The sequence below is a fragment of the Stenotrophomonas maltophilia group sp. RNC7 genome (genome assembly GCF_030910085.1).
GTDB classification, from domain to species: Bacteria; Pseudomonadota; Gammaproteobacteria; order Xanthomonadales; family Xanthomonadaceae; genus Stenotrophomonas; species Stenotrophomonas sepilia.
In genome coordinates this window covers 1-19,541 of the sequence record NZ_JAVFVN010000117.1, presented here as the reverse complement: position 1 = coordinate 19,541, position 19,541 = coordinate 1, and the positions used below count along the sequence as shown (strand labels likewise).

Genomic DNA, 19,541 nt, shown 5'->3' with positions numbered 1-19,541 from the left:
GGGGCATGCATGAGGCAGGCCAACGCGAACGGGCGCCGGCCAGGTGCGGCATCCCCCCGGTTGCCGCGCATTCACTCTAACGCGCAGACCGGGGGGGACTTCAAGCGGCAATACGTGATGACCGGGTCAGCGTGTGACCGCGTCCGCGGCCTGGAAGGCGGCGTCGAACAGGCGCTGTACCGGCGGCCCCATTTCCCCGGCCAGCAGCGCCAGGAGGAACAGGCCCAGCAGCAGCGAAACCGGCAGGCCCAGCTGGATCGGGTTCAGCGCAGGGGCGGCTCGCGCCAGGACACCGAAGGCCAGGTTCACCGCCAGCATCGCCACGGTCAGCGGGATGGCCAGGGTCAGCGCACCGCGCAGCACGGTCAGCAGGAAAGTCGGAGCGATGCTGAAGAAGGCATGGGGATCAGGCAGCGGGGCGCCAATCGGCAGCGCGCGATAGCTGTCCACCAGCAGCGAGATCAGCGCCAGGTGGCCGTTGGCGGTGAAGAACAGCAGTCCGAACAGCAGATAGAACCACTGTCCGATCACGCCGGAGGTACCACCGCGCAGCGGGTCGCTCATCTGCGCGAAGGCCAGGCCGGTGCCCTGCGCGATCAGTTCGCCCGCCATCGCACCTGCTTCGAACACCAGCCGCAGCAGGAAGCCGATGGATACGCCAATGGCCAGCTCGCGCGCGATGGTCAGCACCGTGGCGGCGTCGAAGCCGGTCCAGTCCGGCACCGGGGGCAGGAGCGGGGCCAGTGCGATGGCCAGGGTGCCAGCCAGCACCACGCGCACCCGTGACGGGACGGCGCGGGTCCCGACCATGGGCATGGCCATGGCCACAGCGCCGATGCGCAGCATGGTCCACAGTACGGTGCCGATCATGCCGAAGGCCTGAAGGCCGTCGGCCGCCATCTGTGTCGCGGCGTCCATCGAAGCGCGTGTCCTAGCCGATCAGGTGTGGGATGCGCTGGAACAGCAGCGTGGTGAATTCAACCAGGTGGCCGATCAGCAGGCTGCCCAGCGCGAACAGCACTGCGGTCAGCGCTGCCGCCTTGGCGACGAAGGCGATGGTCGGTTCGTTGAGCTGGGTCGCGGCCTGCACGACACCGACCACCACGCCCACCACCAGTACGGTGAGCAGCAGCGGGCCGGCCACCCACAATACGGTGATCAGGCCGCCACGCAGTTCAGTCAAGGCAAGTTCGGGAGACATTCGGATTCCATCTGCTCATGTAGAGTCGAGCCCTGCTCGACTGCGCGTTACGGGGGATATCAGGCCGGATTGAAGCTCGCCGCCAACGTACCCACGGTCAGCACCCAGCCATCGACCAGCACGAACAGCAGGATCTTGAAGGGCGCCGAGACCAGCATCGGCGACAGCATCATCATGCCCATCGACATCAGCACGCTGGCAACGACCAGGTCGATGATCACGAACGGGATGAAGATCAGGAATCCGATCTCGAAGGCGGTCTTCAGTTCACTGGTGACGAACGAAGCGACCAGCACCGGGAACGGGATCGCGTCGGGGCTGGCGTAGGTGCCATGCCCGGCGATGCCGGCAAAGGTCATCAGGTCGGTCTCGCGGATCTGCGCCAGCATGAAGCCGCGCAGTGGCTGCGTGGTCAGCGTCCATGCGGTCTGGAAGTCGATGTCGCCGTTGAGGTAGGGCGCCATGCCCGCGCTCCACGCCTTGTCCCAGGTCGGCATCATCACCATCGCGGTGAGGAACAGGGCCAGGCCCAGCAGCACCTGGTTGGACGGCGTCTGGCCGGTGCCCAGCGCCTGGCGCAGCAGGCCCAGCACGATGATGATGCGGGTGAACGAGGTCAGCACCAGCAGCATTGACGGGATCAGGGTGATCGCGGTCATCAGCAGCAGGGTCTGCAGCGGCAGGCTGACCGGCTGGCCGCCGATCTTGCCGACGTTGACGTCCGGCAGAGGGGTGGCCGGCGCGCCGGGCGCGGCCAACGCCAGCGCCGGCAACAGGCACAGGGCAAGCAACAGCAGCCACGGCATCAGGGTGGCAAGTCGGGTACGGGTGACACGCATGTCAGGGATCCTTGCGCAGCCGCTGCTGCAGCAGCTGGGCGAAATTCGGCAGGTTCTTGAAGTCCGGCACGCGCACCGGTGCTGGCGGCGGCAGCGGTTCGGCTAGGGTATGCAGGGTGTTGATGCCGCCGGCGGTGACGCCCAGCAGCAGTTGCTGGCCATTGACCTCCACCACCACCACGCGTTCCTTGGCGCCGACACTGAGGCTGGCCACCAGCTTCATGCCTTCGGCCGGGCGGAAGCCGCTGCCGGGCATGCGCTTGAGCAGCCAGCCCAAGCCGATCACCAGCGCCAGCACCGCCAGCAGCGCCAGCACCGCACCGAACAGGCTGGGTGCGGCGGCCGCATGCTGGCCGACCTGCGGGCCGATCGGCGCGGCGGCCTTGCCGACCGCGAGCAGGGTGGAGGCCAGCAGGCTCAACGCAGTCTCCGGATACGCTCGCTGGGGCTGACCACGTCGGTCAGGCGCACGCCGAAGCGGTCGTTGATCACCACCACTTCGCCGTGGGCGATCAGGGTGCCGTTGACGAACACGTCCAGCGATTCGCCTGCACCGCGTTCCAGTTCCACCACCGAGCCCTGGTTGAGCTGCAGCAGGTTGCGGATCGGCAGGCGGGCACGACCGACTTCCAGCGACAGGGTCACCGGCACATCGAGGATCACGTCCAGGTTCAGGTCCGGACCATTTGCCTCATCGGCCTGCAGGCTGCTGAACTGGGCCGGGGTCGGTTCGAGGGCGTCGATATCGTTCATTGCGGGTCTTCCTGGATGACGGGTACGCGCGGGCGGGTGCCCGGCGGATGGGTAGCGGTGATCTTCACGGCGTTCATGCCGTTGGCGATGCCGAACTCGCCGGTGAACACGGGGATGTTCTCCACGCATAGCGGCACCTGCGGGCTGAGCTCGATCGGCAGGATGTCGCCGACCTTCAGCTGGGTCAGGTCGCGCAGGGTCATGCGCTTGCTGGCCAGCAAGCTGGACAGGGTGACTTCGGCGACGTTGAGCTGCTCACGCAGGGTCTTGCCCCAGCTCTCGTCGCGGTCGTTGCGGTCGCTCTGGATGCCGGCGTCGAGCAGTTCGCGGATCGGTTCCAGCATCGAGTAGGGCAGGGTGACGTGGATGTCGCCGCCTCCACCGTCGAGCTCGACGTGCAGGCGGCACACCACCACATATTCGCGCGGGGTCACGATGTTGGCGAAATGCGGGTTGATCTCCGAGTTGATGTACTCGAAGTCGACATCCATCACCGGTGCCCACGCTTCGCGCAGATCGGCGAAGGTCTGCTTCAACAGCAGGTGGATGACCCGCATTTCAGTAGCCGTGAACTCGCGGCCCTCGATGCGGGTGGGGTAGCGCCCGTCGCCGCCGAAGAAATTGTCGACGATGGCGAACACCAGGGTCGGCTCGAACACGATCAGGCCGGTGCCGCGCAGCGGCTTGAAGCGGATCAGGTTCAGGTTGGTCGGTACATACAGCGAGTGCATGTAGTCGTTGAACTTGATCAGTTCGATGCCGCGCACCGACAGTTCGGCCGAGCGGCGGATCAGGTTGAACAGGCCGATCCGCCACAGGCGCGCGAAGCGCTCATGGACCATTTCCAGGGTCGGCATGCGACCACGGATGATGCGGTCCTGGCTGGCGAAGTCGTACGAGCGCGCTTCGCCTGACGGGGGTTCCGCATCGGTCTCGACCGCGCCACTGTCCACGCCGTGGAGCAGGGCATCGATCTCGTCCTGGGACAGCAGATCATTCATCGGTGGGCCCTTACTGGGTCACGAAGCTGGTGAACAGCAGATCGTCGGCGCCGTTGCTGCCGGTCTCGGCCTTGAGTACCTTCTGCACCTCGGCCAATGAGGCGGCCTGCAGCTTCTGCTTGCCGGCGACATCGGCGATCTGGTCCGGGCTGACCTGCGAGAACAGCATCAGCAGGCGCGCACGGATGGCCGGGGCGTGGGTCTTGATCGCTTCCAGCGCGGCCGGGTCGCGGGTCATCAGCTGGACCTCCAGCTGCAGGTAACGCGGGCCGTCGACCGGGCCATTGAGGTTGACCACGAAGGCCGGGTCCAGCGCGAAGTACTGTGCCGGGGCTGGGGTCGCGCTCTTCTTCGGCGCCTGCGCGGTCTTCTCTTCGTGCTTGGACTGGGTGAAGAACCACACGCCGCCACCGGCGGCAGCGGCGGCCAGTACGGCCACCAGCGCGGTGATCAGGATCGGACTACGCGGCTTGGCGGCCTTGTCCTTCTCTGCGGTCTTCTTGGTTTTGTCAGCGGCTGCGGCCACGGGTGAAGCTCCTGAGGGTTGCTTCACCGGGATATGCAAGGGGCATGCCGAAGGCCGGGCAGCGGGATGCGACGGAATTCCGTCGCAAACCTGTGCCGGTAGGTGCCAACCTTGGTCGGCACGCCTGTCAGGCGTAGGCGTCCAGCAGTCCGCGCTGGCGGATCAACTGCGCCGACGACACGCTGGCATCGCCCGGCGTCGGTTCTCCGTCGCCGATGATGCCGCTGCCACCGGGCTGGCCCGGCGCATTGCCCTCACCACCCGGGGACTGGTGGCCGACATCGGCGTGGGCCAGCTGGAAGCCCTGTTCGCCCAGCAGCTCGCGCAGGCGCGGCAGGCTGCTTTCCAGCGCTTGCCGCACGTCCACGTGCGGGCTGCTGAAGCTGGCATGCACCTTGTCGCCGTTCAACTGCAGGCGCACGTCGACCGGGCCCATGTCGTCCGGGCTCAGGCGGATGTGGGCGTGGCCGATCTTCTGGTCGGCCAGCCAACCCAGGCGTGCGCCGATGGCCTGGTCGAAGCCATCGTCACCCAGCACGGGTTTCGGCGTCGGCTCGCCATTGAAGATCGCATTGCCGGCGGCGAGCGCCGCCTTGAGGTCCTGTACGGCGGCTGCTGCCGGGGCGTGCAGCAGGGGTGTGCTGGCGCGGTCGCCAACGGCGGCCACGTCACTGCCTTCGCCGCGCTCGCTGCGCTTGCCGGGCAGGATCATCTCCGGCAGTGGCAGCGCCGTGGCATCGTCCGCACTGGTCGCCGCCGGTTTGGCGTCAGCCGCCACTGGGGTTGTGGTGGCCGTCGCCGGTGCGTCTGCAGGCAGTGTCGGGTTCGTGGCGGGGGCAGCAGCAGGCAGCGCGCTACCGTCGCTGGCCAGCGCCGGTGCAGCGGTGGTCGGCAGAGCAGCGGCCGGATCGGCAGGCATCGGCATCGCCAGCACCAGGCCGGCCAGGCCGGGCGGTGGCCACGGGGCGTCCTCGGTCGGGGCGGGCTTGTCCTTTTCGGTGCCGGGTCCAGCCGGGGTCACGGCAACGGGCGGCAGCGACGGCGTTTCAGCAGTTGCCGCTTCGGCGTCCGCGGTGCGTTCACCCGGTGCCTGGCCATTGCTGTCGGCGGTCGATGGTTGGCTCGGCGTGGATGGCATCGGTGTCGTGGCGCTCCCGGCTGGCGTGGGTGCAGACGGTGCGCCGCCCTGCAGCAGCTGGCTGAAGTCCTTTCCGCCTTCGCTGCGCGAGGCGCGTGCGGCACTGTTGCTGGTGGCGGGCGTGGCCGTGTTGGCGCTGCTGGCGAGCGGGGCGGGCATCACGAGCGGCCTCCCTGCTCGGCGCCGTCCTGGTCTTCGGCCTGCACCAGGCGTGCACGCCGTGCGCCAATGTCGTCCATCTCGCGCTGGTCGCGGCGGTCGGTCACCACCTTTTCCTGCGCCCGGTAGCTGGCGGCCAGCTGCTCCAGCACCGCCTTGTCACGGCTGGCCAGGATCAGGCGTGCGCGCTCGGCCTCCACTTTTTCGCGGTTGCCATTGACCGTGGCCTGCTGCTGCTCGACCGCGCTGTCCAGTCGATCGAGGAAGGCGCGGCGGTTGAGCAACTGTGCCGGGCTGGTCGCCGCCATCTGTGCGTTGGCGTACTCCTCGGCATAGCGGCGCAGTTCGTCCAGTCGCGACAGATGGGAGTCGAGCACGCGCTGGCGTTCGGCCAGGTCGCGGGCGACCGCGTCCTCATGTTCCTGGGCCCGCTTGAGCAGGGGATCGATGCGCTTGGACTGGTTCATGGCTTAACTCTCTTGTTCCACCAGGCGCTGCAGCGCCGCCTGGCTGTGCGGGAGATCTGCGGCCTTGGCAACGTCCTGGCCGAGGAACTCCATGATTTCCGGCCAGCGTTCCAGGGCTTCGTCGGTGGCCGCGTCGTTGCCGCGCTGGTAAGCACCGATCGCGATCAGGTCCCGGTTGGCCGAATAGGCCGAGACCAGTCGCTTCAACTTGCGGATGCGCAGGCGCCACGGTTCGTCGGCGATTTCCGTGACCACGCGGCTGACCGACGACTCGACGTCGATGGCCGGGTACAAGCCGCTGTCGGCCACGCGGCGCGAGAGCAGGATGTGGCCGTCGAGGATCGCGCGCGCGGCATCGGCGATCGGATCCTGCGGATCATCGCCTTCGGTCAGCACCGTGTAGAACGCGGTGATCGAGCCACGGCCCTTGGCGCCATTGCCGGCGCGTTCGACCAGTGCCGGCAGCTTGGCGAACACCGACGGCGGATAGCCGCGGGTGGTCGGCGGTTCGCCGACCGACAGGCCGATCTCGCGCTGCGCCTGGGCGAAGCGGGTCAGCGAGTCCATCAGCAGCAGCACGTTCAGGCCCTGGTCGCGGAACCACTCGGCAATGGCGGTGGAGCGGTAGGCACCATGCAGACGCGCCAGCGGCGGCCGGTCGGCAGGGCTGGCGACCACCACGGCGCGGCGCAGGCCTTCCTCGCCCAGCGTGGTCTCGACGAAATCGCGCACTTCGCGGCCGCGTTCACCGATCAGGCCGACCACGATCACGTCGGCGGCGGTGTAGCGGGTCATCATGCCCAGCAGCGTCGACTTGCCGACGCCGGAGCCGGCGAACAGGCCGACACGCTGGCCGCGGCCGATCGGCAGCAGCGCGTTGATCGCGCGCACGCCCACGTCCAGCGGCTGGGTGATCGGTTCACGCGCCAGCGGATTGATCGACACGCCGGCCATGCCAACATGGCCTTCGGCGCGGATCGGGCCCTTGCCATCCAGCGGCACGCCGTCGCTGTCGATGACGCGGCCGAGCAGGCCTTCGCCCACTTCCACGCCGCCCCGGCGCGCCGATGGCACCACCCGGGCATTGGGCAGCAGGCCATGCAGTTCGGCGCTGGGCATCAGGTAGGTGCGCTCGCCGGCGAAGCCGACCACTTCGGCGTCGACCCAGCCACCATCGACCACTTCCACCTTGCAGCTGGCACCCAGCGGCGCTTCGCAGCCGACCGCCTCCAGGGTGAGCCCGACCGCACGGCGCAACACGCCCTCGCGGATCAGGCCACGACCATGCGCGGTGTCCACGCGCAGGCCATCCAGGCGCCGCGCCAGGCGCAGGTTGCGGGCTACGGCCCAGTCGGCCGGCGGCGGAGTGGTTTGCGGTCCGACGCTCATGCGGTGGCTCCGGTCTGGCGGATCACCGCATCCAGGGCCCCGCGCAGGCGGGCTTCCAGGGTGCCGTCGATGCGCACGGCTTCGGCGTGCACGCGCAGGTCGCCACGGCTGAGGCTGGTATCCGGTACCAGGCGCTGCACCGGTGAAAGGTTCAGCAGCGGGGCGAGGGCAGCGATGTCATCCGGGTGCAGCCGCACTTCAACCTCGCGGGTGCTGCCGCCCACGGCGTCGATCGCTTCGCCGACCAGCTGCGCCAGCAGTGCCGGCTCGGCTTCGTAGGCGCGGCCGACCAGTGCGCCGGCGATGCGCACCGCCAGTTCGCCGAGTGCACCGACCACTTCGTTCTCCAGCCGCACCAGCGGCCGGCTGAAGTTGTCCAGGATCCCTTCGATCTGCGCGGCGAGGCGACGTACTTCGGCCTGGCCCTGGCCGTAGCCGTCGGCATGGCCCTGTTCGAACCCTTCCTTCTCGGCGCTGTCCTGGATCGCCTGGATCTCTTCAAGGGTCGGCAGCTGCAGCGGCGGCTCCGGATCGTGTTCCGGATCCGGCTCGGTGAGTTCGAACGCACCCTCCTGCTCCAGTACCGGTTCGGGCTGGGCCAGCAGGTCCGGGGCAAGCCAGCGCACGACGTTGCTCACAGCATGGCCTCCGCGCTGCCACCGATGGTGACGGTGCCTTCATCGGCCATGCGCTTGACGATCGCCAGGATCTCGCGCTGTGCGCCTTCCACGTCGGACAGGCGCACCGGGCCGCGGGCTTCCATGTCCTCCAGCAGGATCTCGGCCGCGCGCTGCGACATGTTGCGGGTGATCTTGTCGCGCACCTTGATGTCGGCGCCGCGCAGGGCCAGGCCCAGGCGCTCGCCGCTCACCTCGCGCAGCACCAGCTGCATCTCGCGATCGTCCAGGTCGACCAGGTCGTCGAACACGAACATCAGGTCCTGGATGCGGTTGCTCAACGGCGCATCGATGCGCGCGATTTCGCCCAGGATTGCCTGGTCCTGGCCGCTGTCCATGAAGTTCAGGATGTTGGCCGCGCACTGCACGCCGCCGATGTTCGACGACTTCAGGTTCTGGTTGCCGGCGAACTGGCGCTCCATGATCTCGTTGAGTTCATTGAGCGCGTTCGGCGGAATACCGTCGAGGGTGGCGATGCGCAGCAGCACATCCACGCGGGTACGGTCCGGCAGCAGCTTCAGCGCGTCGGCGGCCTGGTCGGTTTCCAGGTGCGCCATCACGATGGCGATGATCTGCGGGTGCTCGTTGCGCACCAGGTCGGCCACTGCACGCGGGTCCATCCACTTCAGCGCGTCCAGGCCGGTGGTGTTGCGGCCGAGCAGGATGCGGTCGATCAGGTTGCCGGCCTTCTCGCTGCCCAGCGCCTGCACCAGCATGTTGCGGATGTAGTCATCCGAGCCCACGCCCAGCGAGGTCTTCGAGCCCAGTTCCTGGCCGAACTGGTCCATCACCCGCTCCACCTGCTCGCGGGTGATGTCGGTCATGGTGGCCATGGCGATGCCGATCTTCTGTACTTCCTTGGGTTCCATGTGGCGCAGCACTTCGGCCGCATCCAGCTCACCCAGCGAAAGCAGCAGCACGGCCGCGCGCTGTACTCCGGTCAGTTGTGCCTCAGTCATTGGCCACCCAGCCTTTGACCACCTGGGCCACGCGCTTGGAGTCGGTCTTCACGGCTTCACGCGCCATCCGCAGTCGTTCCTCATATGAATCCACCGGCAGTGCGAGCGCATCCGGTCCGCCCAGGCTTGCCCGGTCGGTGCCCAGCGCTGGCAGCGCAATGCCATCGTCATCGACCAGCTGCACATCCGCCGTATGCGGCTCCAGCGCCTGCTCGTCTGCCTTCCTGCTCTGGCCGGTGATCGCGCGCAGCGCCGGACGCAGCACGCCGAACAGCAGCGCCAGCACCACCACCGCGCCCAGCAGCATGCGGCCGGCATCGTGCACCCACGGCAGCTCCCACCAGGCCGGGCCTTGTTCGGGCGTGGTCTCGCGCACGAACGGGGCATTCATCACCGACACGGTGTCGCCACGCTCGGCGTTGAAGCCGACGGCCTGCTTGACCAGCGCCTCGACGCGGGTCAGTTCGGCGGCCGACAGCGGCTGCGGGCTCATCTTGCCGTTGGCGCCGGCGCGCGGCACGTTGTCCACCAGCACCGCCACCGACACGCGCTTGATGCGGCCGGCCGGCTGGCGGGTGTGCTGCAGGGTGCGGTCCAGCTCGTAGTTGCGGGTGGCGTTCTTGCTGCTTTCGGTCGGGGTCTGCGCGGTGGCCGGCGCGGCCTGCTGGCCCGGCGGACTGTTGCTGGTGGCACCCGGCACGCCCTGCGGACCCGGCGTGCTGCTGGTGTTCTCGCTCATCTGCTCGCTGCGCAGCTTCTGCGGTTCACCGTTGTAGAGCTCACGGGCTTCCTCGGTCACCGAGAAGTCCATGTCCACGCTCACTTCCGGGTTGACGCGGCCGGGGCCGGTCATCGGCTCCAGCAGCTCGCGGATGCGCTGGTTGAACGAGGTTTCCTGGCGCCGCACCTGCTCGAACTGCGCGGCGTTGACCGCCGCCTCGCTGTTCGGGTCGGTGATGCTGAGCATGCGCCCGCTCTGGTCGACCACGGTCACCCGTTCCGGCGCCAGGTCCGGAATGCTGGCCGCGACCATGTGCACGATGGCGTCCACCTGGCTGCGTTCCAGCTGCTGGCCGCCCCGCAGTTCCAGGGTGACCGAGGCGCTGGCCACGTCACGCTGGCGGGTGAAGGCGCTGGGCTTGGGAATGGCCAGATGCACGCGTGAATCACGTACCGGGCGCAGCGTGTTGATGGTGCGCGACAGCTCGGTTTCCAGCGCGTGCTGGTAGCGCGCGCTTTCCACGAACTGGCTGACGCCGAAGCCCGGGTCGCGTTCCATCAGCTCGAAGCCGAGCTTGCCACTGTCGGTCAGGCCGGAGCCGGCCAGCTTCAGGCGGGCGTCGTGCAGGTTCTTTTCCGGGACGGTGATGCCACCGGTGGCCGGATCGAGCGCGAACGGAATCTGCGCGGCGCGCAGCAGGTCGGTCGCCTCAGCGGTCGCCTTCTGGTCCAGGCCGGTGTACAGCGGGACCATGCCCGGCTTCTGTGACCAGAAGAACACGGACAGGCCTGCCGCCACCGCCACCGCGATCATCGCCATCAGGCCCAGCCGACGGGTGATCTGCAGACTCTGCAGGCGGTCGAACCATTGCCCGGCCTTCTCGGCGTTCAGGCTGTCCTTGGAGAGCGTCAGTGCCATGCGTCAATGTTCCTTACAGCGGCATGTTCATCACGTCCTGGTAGGCCTGGACGAGACGGTTGCGGACTTCCACGGTGGCGCGGAAGGCGATCTGGGACTGCTGCGAGGCGACCATCACCTTGGCCAGGTCGGCGCTGGGGTCGCCCATTTCAAAGGCCTTGGCGAGGGCGCCGGACTTCTGCTGCGCATCGTTGACGCCGGCAATCGCACCACGCAGGGTTTCGGTGAAGCTGGCCGGCTGGGCCTGCGGCGCGTCCAGCACCGTGCCCGGCAGGGCGTTGCTGCGCGGCGTTTCGCCCAGCGGGTTGAGCGCCGGCTGCCCCATCTGGGTCTGATAGGAGCGGATCTGCGAAAGGATCGAAGTGACGGAGTGGGACATCTGCAACGGTTCCAGAAACAGGGATGGGGTTGTCTGCTGGAGCAGGTGCAAGTGCCGTGCCGAAACCGGTTTTCGATTCAGTGACGTGAGGGTCTGGTGTGTGTGTGCTGGCAGGGCTGCGCCCTGCACCCGCCGAATCAACGTCAACGTCAACGTCAAAATCGGGCTATCCGTGGCGTGGCGGGCTGGGTCCGGCGACAGGTGGCCGCGATCTGTTGAAACCTGCTACTGATGGTGGGTGCCGACCGTTGGTCGGCACGGGGTCGGATCCCGTTGCAACGCAACGGGCTCTGACCCCATTGAAGGCGCCATTTAACCGGCGTCGGTTTTCTGGCCTACGGCTGCAGGGTCCAGTGGCCGGAATTCTGGCGCTGGCGCGGCGCGATGGGGCCGTCGTGCTGGGTGTAGATGAAGCGGCCCTGGCGGTCGCTCAGGCAGGTCAGCAGCAGGGTGTAGCGTGCGGGGCCGGCCGGGTGGCTTTCGCTCATCTGGATCTCCGCGATATGCGGGGCCAGGCGCTGGTAGCGGTAGCTGCCGCCGATGCGCAGGTCGGTGCCGAGGATATCCAGCACGTACTGGTTGCCGGTGAAGCTGACCTGCACCATGCGTCCGGCGTTCGGATTGTCCGGCGCATACAACGGATCGCTGAGGTTGGTGAAGTGGCGCTGGTCCAGCGTGACAGGTAGCGTGCAGTTGGCCGCGGTGGCCAGGGCCGGGCAGAGCAGGGTGGCGAGCAGGGCAAGGCGATGCATGGTGGAACCTCCTTGGGGGTGTCCTCGCCATGCTCCGCACTGCGGCGGTGTTGTCTCTAGGAAAACGTGCAAAAGCAATGGGCTCAGATCCCGCTCCGCAGCAAGGGGATGTGAGCCCAGGGGCCCAAAACACCAACGCCCGGGCGAGCCCAGGCGTTCGTGCCCCCTTCATGCTGGTGGCGCGGTTCAGCCGGCCAGTTCGGCCTGCTCGCGTTCGATGCCGTACTTGCGCAGCTTTTCCACCAGGGTGGTGCGGCGCAGGCCCAGCAGTTGGGCGGCGTGGGCAACCACGCCCTGGGTGCGTTCCAGGGCTTCGTTGATCAGGCCCAGTTCGATGCTGGCCATGTGGTTGCGCAGGTCCAGGCCGTCGTCGGGCAGGGCCGCCGGGGCGTTGGCGCGGTTCACTGCGATGCCGTGTTCCAGCGCCGGCTGGCCGCCGCTGCCGGGGGTGTGGAAGGAGAAGCTGCGCAGGTCCAGGCGGTCTTCGCTGCTGGCCACCGGCGTAGGGGCAGGGGCGGGCGCCACCGGGGCCAGCGCGGCGTCGCCACGGTAGCGGGCCGGCAGGTCCTGCACGCGCACCGAGCCACCCGGGTGCAGCACGGCCAGGCGCTCGACCAGGTTGGTCAGTTCGCGCACGTTGCCCGGCCATTCGTAGCCGGCCAGCGCCTGCAGGGCCTCGGGGGTGAAGCGCACTTCGCCACGGCCGGTGCGGGCCAGCTGCGCGGCGATGGTTTCCACCAGCGCGGGCAGGTCTTCGCGGCGTTCGCGCAGGGCCGGTACGTCGATCGGGAACACGTTCAGGCGGTAGAACAGATCCTCGCGGAACTTGCCTTCGGCAATGCGGCTTTCCAGATCCCGATGGGTCGCGGCGACCACGCGCACGTTGCAGCGGATGGTCTGGTTGCCGCCCACGCGTTCGAAGCTGCGTTCCTGCAGCACGCGCAGCAGCTTCACCTGCATCGGCAGGCTCATGTCGCCGATTTCGTCCAGCAGCAGGGTGCCGCCCTCGGCCATTTCGAAACGGCCCTTGCGCGCGGTCAGTGCGCCGGTGAAGGCGCCCTTTTCGTGACCGAATAGTTCGCTTTCCAGCAGGTCGGCCGGAATGGCGCCACAGTTGATCGCAACGAACGGGCCGTCACGGCGCGGCGAGCGCTGGTGGATGGCGCGCGAGACGACTTCCTTGCCGGTGCCCGATTCGCCCAGCACCAGCACGGTGGTGTCGAAGGCGGCCACCTGTTCGATCATGGTGCGCAGGGTGGTCACTGCCGGGCCGGTGCCGGTCGGGCCCTGGTCCTGCACGGCGCCGGCCTGGTGCTCGGCATCCAGCCGCTTCAGGCTGGCACGTCGCAGCAGGGCTTCCATCTGCGCGTGGCGCAGCGGTGCTTCCAGCGGCCAGATGTTGGCTTCGTGCAGGCCATGCTGGTGGGCGAACGTGGCGGCATCGCCATCGGCCAGCAGCACCGGCGGCGGCAGGCTGCTGCCACCAAGCCACGCGTACAGCGCGGTGCTGGCCGGGCTTTCGTCCAGGCTGCCGACGATCACCGCCATCCAGTCGTTCTGGCGCTGGCGGCCCAGGTCGAAATCGGCCGCGTCGGAGACCCAGCGCGGGTTGAAATCCATGAATTCCAGCAGGGCAACGGTGCGCTCGGCGCGCACGGCATCGTTGTCCAGTACCAGGATGCGCGATTCGCTCACGATCTATCCTCCCTGAGGCCTTCCAGGATCGGCATGACTTCCTGGATATAGGACAGCTTGCTGACGAAGTTGTCGGCGCCGGCGCGCAGCGCGTGTTCGCGGTGCTCGACGTCGTCGAAGTGGCTGGCAATCACGATGTACGGGGCATCATCCTGCGATTTGATCAGGCGGGTGGCCTGCAGGCCGCCCATTTCCGGCATGGCCAGATCCATCAGCACCACCTGCGGGCGCAGGCTTTCCGAGCGCTCGATCGCTTCCAGGCCGTTGCCGGCGCTGCCAACGATCTGCAGCCAGTCGATCTTGCGGAAATGACGCATGGCGGCGTTGATGAAACCTTCATGGTCATCGACCAGCAGCACTGTGAGCTTGTTCATGTCCAACATCCTTTTCAGCCCACCCGGGCCAGCTGGGGTTGCCTGGCGCTGATCCGGCGCCGTTCGCGGGCCGGAGCGATATCCAGTTGTTCGCGGTATTTTGCGACGGTTCGGCGGGCAATGTTCACCCCCTGTCGCGACAGCAGGCCGGCGATGGCCTCGTCGGCCAGCGGGCGGCCGGCCGGCTCGGCGTCGATCAGGCGGCGCACCATGGCTTTCACGGCCTGCCCGGACACGCTGGCACCTTCCAGGCGCACGGCGAAGAAGTGCTTCAATTCGAAGGTGCCGCGCGGGGTCTGCAGGTACTTGCCGGTGGTGATGCGCGAAACGGTGGATTCGTGCATACCAATTTCTTCGGCCACTTCCTTCAGGGTCAGCGGTGCCATGGCTTCGTCGCCACGGACCAGGAAGGCGGCCTGGCGTTCGACGATCACCCGCGCGGTGCGCAGCAGGGTGTCGTAGCGCATGGACAGGCCGCGGCTGAACCAGCGGGCTTCCTGCAGCATTTCGCGCAGGGCAGGGGCGGCATCGGCGGTATCGGCCAGGGCCTGTTCGTACTGGCTGTTGATCGACACGCGGCGGCTGGTGGCCGGGTTCAACGCCACCTTCCACTGCTCGTCGGTATGCCAGGCCACCACGTCCGGTACCACGGCCACGTTGCTGTCGGTCTGCAGGCTGTCGCCCGGGCGCGGCTGCAGGGACAGGATCAGGCGCACCGCTTCACGCACGTCGTCCACTTCAGCGTCGTGCTGGCGGGCCAGGGCCAGGTAGTCGTGGGCGGCCAGGGCGTCGAGCGCACCTTCCAGGATGCGCCCGGCCAGGTGCCGGCCCGGTACCAGACCCTGCAGGCTGTACAGCTGGGCCAGCAGGCATTCGCGCAGGTCCTGCGCGGCCATGCCGGCCGGTTCGCCGTGCAGCAGCTGCTGGCGGATGGCTTCCACGCCTGCGGCGTCGACATCGAACTGGGCGCTGGCCAGCAGGTGCAGCTGGGCCAGCGGGGCCTGCAGGTAGCCGGCGTCATCGCAGTGTTCCAGCCAGAACGCGGCGATGGCCAGGCCACGGTCGTCCAGGTCCAGTGCCAGGCGCTGCAGCACGCGCAGCTGCGGGTCGCTGGATTCGCCGGCGGCAATGCGCGCCATGCGGTCATCGTCGCCGTCCTGCCAGCTGGTGCCGGCCACGTCCCACATGGACGATTCGGGCAGCTCATCGAAGGCCGCCGTTTCCAGGGTGGTGGCGGTGGCATCGCTGGCGTCGGCAACGGGTGCCTCGGCTTCTTCGATTTCCAGCAGCGGATTGGAATCGAGCAGGCGCTGGATTTCCTGTTCCAGGTGCAGGCCATCGAGCTGCAGCAGGCGGATCGACTGCAGCAGCTGCGGCGTCAGGTGTAGTTGTTGGCCCAGCTGGGTCGAGAGTGCAGCCTTCATCGTGGTTCCCCGGCACCGCTCCCCGGCGCCTTGTGGAACACATCTTGCTTTTGATCCGGCAGGTCCGGAATCGGGGGGTTCCTGAGGCGCTTGGTTGAGTTCCCGACACGCTGTAGGGGAAATCCCTACGAAAGCGCGGGAAGTTGACGATGGCCGCGGCTAAATCGTTGATTGCTGGTGAGCAAAGCCGGGCAAAGGTGGGTCGGGCTGTACGGAAACCTGTCAGGGTCTGTCGGGGTGACGGGAAGTCGTCGCCGATGCAGGGCCCGGGTCGGTAGGGTCGACCGTTGGTCGACCAACGCGCAATGCGCGGGGTTTCCGGCGGACGATCATTCCAACTCGTGCTGGTGGCGGGCGGCCAGCAGCAGCAGATCGTTGGCGCGGCGGCAGCCCAGCGATTCCATCATGCGCGCGCGATGGGTCTCCACCGTCTTCACGCTGATGCCCAGGTCGGCGGCGATTTCCTTGTTGCTTTCGCCCTTGCCGATCTGCCGCAGGATCTCGCGCTGGCGCGGCGACAGCGCGGCAATGCCGGTGGGCTTTTCGCGGCCCAGCATGGGCGCCAGCATCTTGGCCGAGATCTGCGGGCTCAGGAACACCTGGCCGGCATGGGCGGCACGCAGGGCCAGTTCCAGTTCCTGCGGCGCGGCATCCTTCACCACGAAACCCACGGCGCCGCGGTCCAGTGCATCGCGCACATGGGCGGCGTCGTCATGCATGGTCATCATCACCACCCGGGTGCCGGGTGCGCGCAGGCGGATGTCGCTCAGCGCTTCCAGGCCGGTGCGGCCGGGCAGGGAAAGATCCATCAGCACCACGTCAGGTGCATGCTGCAGGGCCAGTTGCAGCGCCTGTTCGGCGTTGCTCGCTTCGGCCACCAGCTGCACGTCGGCAAACCCCTGCAACAGCCGCGCCAGGCCGGCGCGAACCAGAGTGTGATCGTCGACGATGAGAACTCGCACAGGCACGCAGCAGGTCCGTGAGGGGAGTCCACCTTAACTTAGCTGAACGGGCCCGCCAAGGCCCGTCGGCCACGCACTACGGTGACGGCGTTCAGCGCGCCCGGCGCGCTTCGGCAACCTGTCGACGGTGTAGACGGAAAAGGTGGCGTTCCATGGCCATTTCCAGGCCATCGCCCAGATGACTGAAGCGCAGCCACAGGAAGTGGCCGCCGCTGCCGTCGGCGGCTTCGGCCACCACTTCCACCGGCAGGTCGATATGGTCGGGCAGCCAGTCGCTGGGCTGCAGGCGGACGACGCCGGCCTGGCCCGGGCTGGCGCCGCTGCGCGGGCCCAGCTGCAGGCGGATGCCGCGGCGCGACCAGCGTACCGGGCGCAGGGGCAGGTCGTGGCCCTGCTGGCGCACCAGCCGGCCCAGCAGCACCATGGTCAGGTCCAGCTTGGCTTCCAGGCGCTGCAGCTGCAGGGTGGCTTCGCTGCGCTCCTCGTGCTCGTCAACTCTGCTGTCTTCCACCAGGGCCAGGCTGCGCAGCAGGGCTTCGGCATTGCCGGTACGGCCCAGCGCGCTGCCGGCCTGGTACTCGGCAGGCAGGGCCAGTTCGCAGCTGAGCGTTTCGTCGAACAGCTCGCTTTCGGCCGGGTGGTGCAGCGAGGTGGTCGGCAGCAGGGTCATGCCAGCGATTCTGCCTGCAGGTATGCATGGGCTGCGCGAAGGGAGGTGCGGCCCTGCTGCAGGTGGCTGGCCGCTTCATCGCGCAGCAGGCGCATGCGCGCGCTCAGGTCGTGCTGGTGCTGCAGCAGGCCCTGCAGCGCATCGGCGCCCAGGATCGCACCGTGCACGTCCATGGCCTTGCGCAGGTTGGCATCGTACTGGCCCAGCAGCGCGGCGCAGTCTTCGCCCGAAACGGTGGTCAGCGCAGCGTCTAGGGCGTCCAGTTCGGCGTGCAGCGGGGCAAGCACGGCGTCCATCAGGCAGGAGCCCCGGCGGCGCGCTGGCGCTGGTCCTGCGGAATCGCATTCCAGGCCGCGTCGATCTCGGTCAGCAGCTGCAGGGCTTCCTGCAGGGCCACCACATCGTTGTGCAGGTTGGCTTCGGTCAGGCGCTGCTGCACGTAGTCGTACAGCGCCGACAGATTGCCGGCGATCTCGCCGCCGGCCTCATGGTCCAGCGAACCATTGAGGTGGCCGACGATGGCGCAGGCCTCGCCGATGGCCTTGCCCTTGCGCGCCTGGTCGTTGCGCTCGATGCAGGCTTCGGCCAGGCGGATGCGTTCGCACGCTCCGGTCAGCAGCAGTGCAACCAACTTGTGCGGGTCGGCGTCGGACACGGCGGTGTTCACCCCGACCTTGCGGTACTGCTCTGCGTACTGACGGCTGGAACCGTACATTGAATGAGTCTCCTGGTTGGCCACCCGGCGCATGGCCTGTCGGTGGCATCAGGGCCCGCCACGGGCCCTGCATTGTGTTGCTGTTTGTATCGGCGCCGGCGGCGCCAAACTTGAGCGCCGCCGTGCGGGTTCAGCTGCTGGTCTTCTTGGCCAGCTGCTGGGTCAGGTAGTCGCTGGTGGTCTGCATCTGGCTGACCAGCGACTCCATCGAGGTGAACTGCTTGGTGTAGCGGGTGGACACCTGTTCCATGCGCGCATCCAGATCGTCCAGGCGCTTTTCCAGATCCTTGATCTGCTTGTTCAGCGTGTTGGTGCGCTGGGTGATGGTGCCGGTGGTGGCGTCCAGGTTGCTCTTCAGCATGTCGGTCATCGACTTGCCGACCTTGCCGTCGGCGCCGAACATGTTGGCGACCGATTCGGGGTCCTTGGCGATGGCCGCGTCCAGTTTGGTGCTGTCCAGCGTCAAGGTGCCGTCGGTGGCCAGGGTGATGCCCAGCGCCTTCAGTTCATTCACGTTGGGGCTCAGCTGCCCGCGTAGCTGCTGCTGCAGGCCACGCACCATGGCATCGCCAGTCAGTGCCGAGGCCGTATTGGTCGTGCTGTTGTAGGCGGTGGCGGACTTCAGCTGCGTGTTGATCGCGTTGTAGGCAGTCACGAAGGCGGTCAGGTTGGCCTTCAGCGCGCTGTTGTCGCGGCCGACGGTCAGGGTCTGCTTCACGTCCGGGTTGGCCTTGGTCAGCGTGAGCGTGACGCCCGGCACCAGGTCGGAAATGGTGTTGGAGCTGGAGGTACGGGTGAAGCCGTCCACGATCACGATCGCGTCCTTGGCTTCCACCATCACTTCCATCTTCGAGGAGGCGGTGCCGTCGTAAGCCAGGTCATCCAGGGTGCCGTTGCCGCCGGACGGGGTGACCGTGATCGCGCCGGCTTCGCCGGAATCCACCGCGGTCAGTACCAGGTGCTGGCCATCGTCGGCGGTCACCACCGAGGCGACCACGCCCTTGCCGCCGGAGGCCTTGTTGATCGCCTTGGCCACGTCGGCCAGCTTGCTGTCGGCGGCAATGTCCACGTCCAGGCTGGTGTCGCCGTAGCCGATCGTCAATTTACCGCCGCCGATCGCCGCATCCTTGTCGAATGCCTTGGAGCTGAGCTTCTGGTTCTGTGCCAGCTGCTGCACCTGCACCTGGTGGGTGCCGGCCACCGGGCTGGTGGCGTTGTCGCCGGTATCGACGGCGGCGGTGAAGGTGACATCGGTGCCCAGGGTGGTCTTGTAGCCGGGGTTGTCGGCACTCTTGACCAAAGCGGCCAGCGCGGTCTGCAGATTGGACAGGCCACTCTTGATGGTGCTGATGGCCGACAGCTTCGAGGTCGCCGCCGTGCCCAGCGCGTTGATCTGGTTTTCCTGCGGCTCGCGCTCCTTGGCAACCAGCTGCGCAACCAGGGTGGGGATGTCGAGACCGGTACCGATGGTGCCGATGGCCATGAGAAGTCCTTGTGCTGTGGGCGGGCGAAGCCACTGCCGTTGCAATGGCTATCGGCCGCCGGAATGGAAGCTTGAGCGCACATGCGTGCGCCGATGCATGCGCCGCTGCAAGGCCTGTGCCAGCCGGGGGGGGCGCTGGACGCCGGCCGCGGTCACAGACGCAGAAAGGCCGCCCGAAGGCGGCCTTTCTGTACTGCCTGAACCGGTGCGGGGGATCAGCCCTGCAGCAGGCTCATCACGCTGGACGGCGACTGGTTGGCCTGGGCCAGCATCGCGGTACCGGCCTGCTGCAGGATCTGCGTGCGGGTCAGTTCAGCGGTTTCCTTGGCGTAGTCGGTG

24 protein-coding genes are annotated in these 19,541 nt (G+C 67.7%); all 24 read right to left on the bottom strand.

Annotated features, from left to right (window positions below; genetic code table 11):
- Positions 1–126 precede the first annotated feature (126 nt).
- A complete protein-coding gene (gene fliR, locus RCF13_RS01375; RefSeq protein WP_049460577.1) occupies positions 127–918 on the bottom strand; it encodes a flagellar biosynthetic protein FliR in 792 nt (263 codons plus the stop codon).
- Between the two features lie 13 nt (positions 919–931).
- On the bottom strand, positions 932–1,201 hold the full coding sequence (locus RCF13_RS01370) for a flagellar biosynthetic protein FliQ (protein WP_005413254.1): 270 nt from the start codon (positions 1,199–1,201) through the stop codon (positions 932–934).
- Positions 1,202–1,260: 59 nt separating this feature from the next.
- A complete protein-coding gene (fliP, locus tag RCF13_RS01365) occupies positions 1,261–2,040 on the bottom strand; it encodes a flagellar type III secretion system pore protein FliP (RefSeq protein WP_049460579.1) in 780 nt (259 codons plus the stop codon).
- A 1-nt stretch (position 2,041) separates the two neighbouring features.
- On the bottom strand, positions 2,042–2,440 hold the full coding sequence (fliO, locus tag RCF13_RS01360; protein ID WP_171974416.1) for a flagellar biosynthetic protein FliO: 399 nt from the start codon (positions 2,438–2,440) through the stop codon (positions 2,042–2,044).
- Between the two features lie 17 nt (positions 2,441–2,457).
- The gene (gene fliN / locus RCF13_RS01355) at positions 2,458–2,793 is read right to left on the bottom strand and encodes a flagellar motor switch protein FliN (protein ID WP_005409543.1); all 336 of its coding nucleotides are present in this window, start codon (positions 2,791–2,793) and stop codon (positions 2,458–2,460) included.
- Positions 2,790–3,794, bottom strand: a complete 1,005-nt coding sequence (fliM, locus tag RCF13_RS01350) for a flagellar motor switch protein FliM (protein ID WP_049460586.1) — start codon at positions 3,792–3,794, stop codon at positions 2,790–2,792. Before fliM ends, fliN begins: the two co-directional genes overlap by 4 nt.
- 10 nt (positions 3,795–3,804) lie before the next feature.
- Positions 3,805–4,320 carry a flagellar basal body-associated FliL family protein gene (locus tag RCF13_RS01345; RefSeq protein ID WP_005416435.1) on the bottom strand — a complete coding sequence of 172 codons (516 nt, stop codon included), beginning with the start codon at positions 4,318–4,320 and terminating at the stop codon, positions 3,805–3,807.
- Positions 4,321–4,447: 127 nt separating this feature from the next.
- Positions 4,448–5,617, bottom strand: a complete 1,170-nt coding sequence (locus RCF13_RS01340; RefSeq protein WP_049460589.1) for a flagellar hook-length control protein FliK — start codon at positions 5,615–5,617, stop codon at positions 4,448–4,450.
- On the bottom strand, positions 5,617–6,084 hold the full coding sequence (fliJ, locus tag RCF13_RS01335) for a flagellar export protein FliJ (protein ID WP_308140750.1): 468 nt from the start codon (positions 6,082–6,084) through the stop codon (positions 5,617–5,619). The genes RCF13_RS01340 and fliJ overlap by 1 nt, the downstream gene beginning before the upstream one ends.
- A 3-nt stretch (positions 6,085–6,087) precedes the next feature.
- Positions 6,088–7,473: a FliI/YscN family ATPase gene (locus RCF13_RS01330; protein WP_049460591.1), complete on the bottom strand. Its 1,386-nt coding sequence runs from the start codon at positions 7,471–7,473 to the stop codon at positions 6,088–6,090.
- On the bottom strand, positions 7,470–8,111 hold the full coding sequence (locus RCF13_RS01325; RefSeq protein ID WP_049460592.1) for a FliH/SctL family protein: 642 nt from the start codon (positions 8,109–8,111) through the stop codon (positions 7,470–7,472). The genes RCF13_RS01330 and RCF13_RS01325 overlap by 4 nt, the downstream gene beginning before the upstream one ends.
- On the bottom strand, positions 8,108–9,094 hold the full coding sequence (gene fliG, locus RCF13_RS01320; RefSeq protein ID WP_024958226.1) for a flagellar motor switch protein FliG: 987 nt from the start codon (positions 9,092–9,094) through the stop codon (positions 8,108–8,110). The genes RCF13_RS01325 and fliG overlap by 4 nt, the downstream gene beginning before the upstream one ends.
- Before the next feature lie 7 nt (positions 9,095–9,101).
- Positions 9,102–10,748, bottom strand: a complete 1,647-nt coding sequence (gene fliF / locus RCF13_RS01315) for a flagellar basal-body MS-ring/collar protein FliF (protein ID WP_049460594.1) — start codon at positions 10,746–10,748, stop codon at positions 9,102–9,104.
- A gap of 13 nt (positions 10,749–10,761) precedes the next feature.
- Positions 10,762–11,127 (bottom strand): flagellar hook-basal body complex protein FliE, encoded by a 366-nt coding sequence (fliE, locus tag RCF13_RS01310; protein ID WP_005409552.1) that lies wholly within the window; start codon positions 11,125–11,127, stop codon positions 10,762–10,764.
- 335 nt (positions 11,128–11,462) lie between these two features.
- On the bottom strand, positions 11,463–11,879 hold the full coding sequence (locus tag RCF13_RS01305) for a hypothetical protein (RefSeq protein WP_049460596.1): 417 nt from the start codon (positions 11,877–11,879) through the stop codon (positions 11,463–11,465).
- Between the two features lie 186 nt (positions 11,880–12,065).
- Positions 12,066–13,574: a sigma-54 dependent transcriptional regulator gene (locus RCF13_RS01300; protein ID WP_049460598.1), complete on the bottom strand. Its 1,509-nt coding sequence runs from the start codon at positions 13,572–13,574 to the stop codon at positions 12,066–12,068.
- Positions 13,571–13,948: a response regulator transcription factor gene (locus tag RCF13_RS01295; protein ID WP_049460600.1), complete on the bottom strand. Its 378-nt coding sequence runs from the start codon at positions 13,946–13,948 to the stop codon at positions 13,571–13,573. The genes RCF13_RS01300 and RCF13_RS01295 overlap by 4 nt, the downstream gene beginning before the upstream one ends.
- Positions 13,949–13,962: 14 nt before the next feature.
- Positions 13,963–15,372, bottom strand: a complete 1,410-nt coding sequence (gene rpoN, locus RCF13_RS01290) for an RNA polymerase factor sigma-54 (protein WP_049460602.1) — start codon at positions 15,370–15,372, stop codon at positions 13,963–13,965.
- Positions 15,373–15,701: 329 nt separating this feature from the next.
- Entirely contained in the window at positions 15,702–16,334 is a 633-nt protein-coding gene (locus RCF13_RS01285; RefSeq protein WP_049460605.1) for a response regulator transcription factor, read from the bottom strand.
- 91 nt (positions 16,335–16,425) lie between these two features.
- The gene (locus RCF13_RS01280) at positions 16,426–17,004 is read right to left on the bottom strand and encodes a PilZ domain-containing protein (protein ID WP_049460606.1); all 579 of its coding nucleotides are present in this window, start codon (positions 17,002–17,004) and stop codon (positions 16,426–16,428) included.
- The gene (locus tag RCF13_RS01275) at positions 17,001–17,300 is read right to left on the bottom strand and encodes a hypothetical protein (RefSeq protein ID WP_049461874.1); all 300 of its coding nucleotides are present in this window, start codon (positions 17,298–17,300) and stop codon (positions 17,001–17,003) included. The genes RCF13_RS01280 and RCF13_RS01275 overlap by 4 nt, the downstream gene beginning before the upstream one ends.
- A complete protein-coding gene (fliS, locus tag RCF13_RS01270) occupies positions 17,300–17,719 on the bottom strand; it encodes a flagellar export chaperone FliS (RefSeq protein ID WP_049460610.1) in 420 nt (139 codons plus the stop codon). The genes RCF13_RS01275 and fliS overlap by 1 nt, the downstream gene beginning before the upstream one ends.
- Positions 17,720–17,849: 130 nt before the next feature.
- Positions 17,850–19,202, bottom strand: coding sequence for a flagellar filament capping protein FliD (gene fliD, locus RCF13_RS01265; RefSeq protein WP_049460612.1), 1,353 nt, complete (start codon positions 19,200–19,202; stop codon positions 17,850–17,852).
- A gap of 215 nt (positions 19,203–19,417) precedes the next feature.
- On the bottom strand, positions 19,418–19,541 hold a 124-nt coding region (locus RCF13_RS01260), incomplete at its 5' end, for a flagellin (protein ID WP_253189396.1).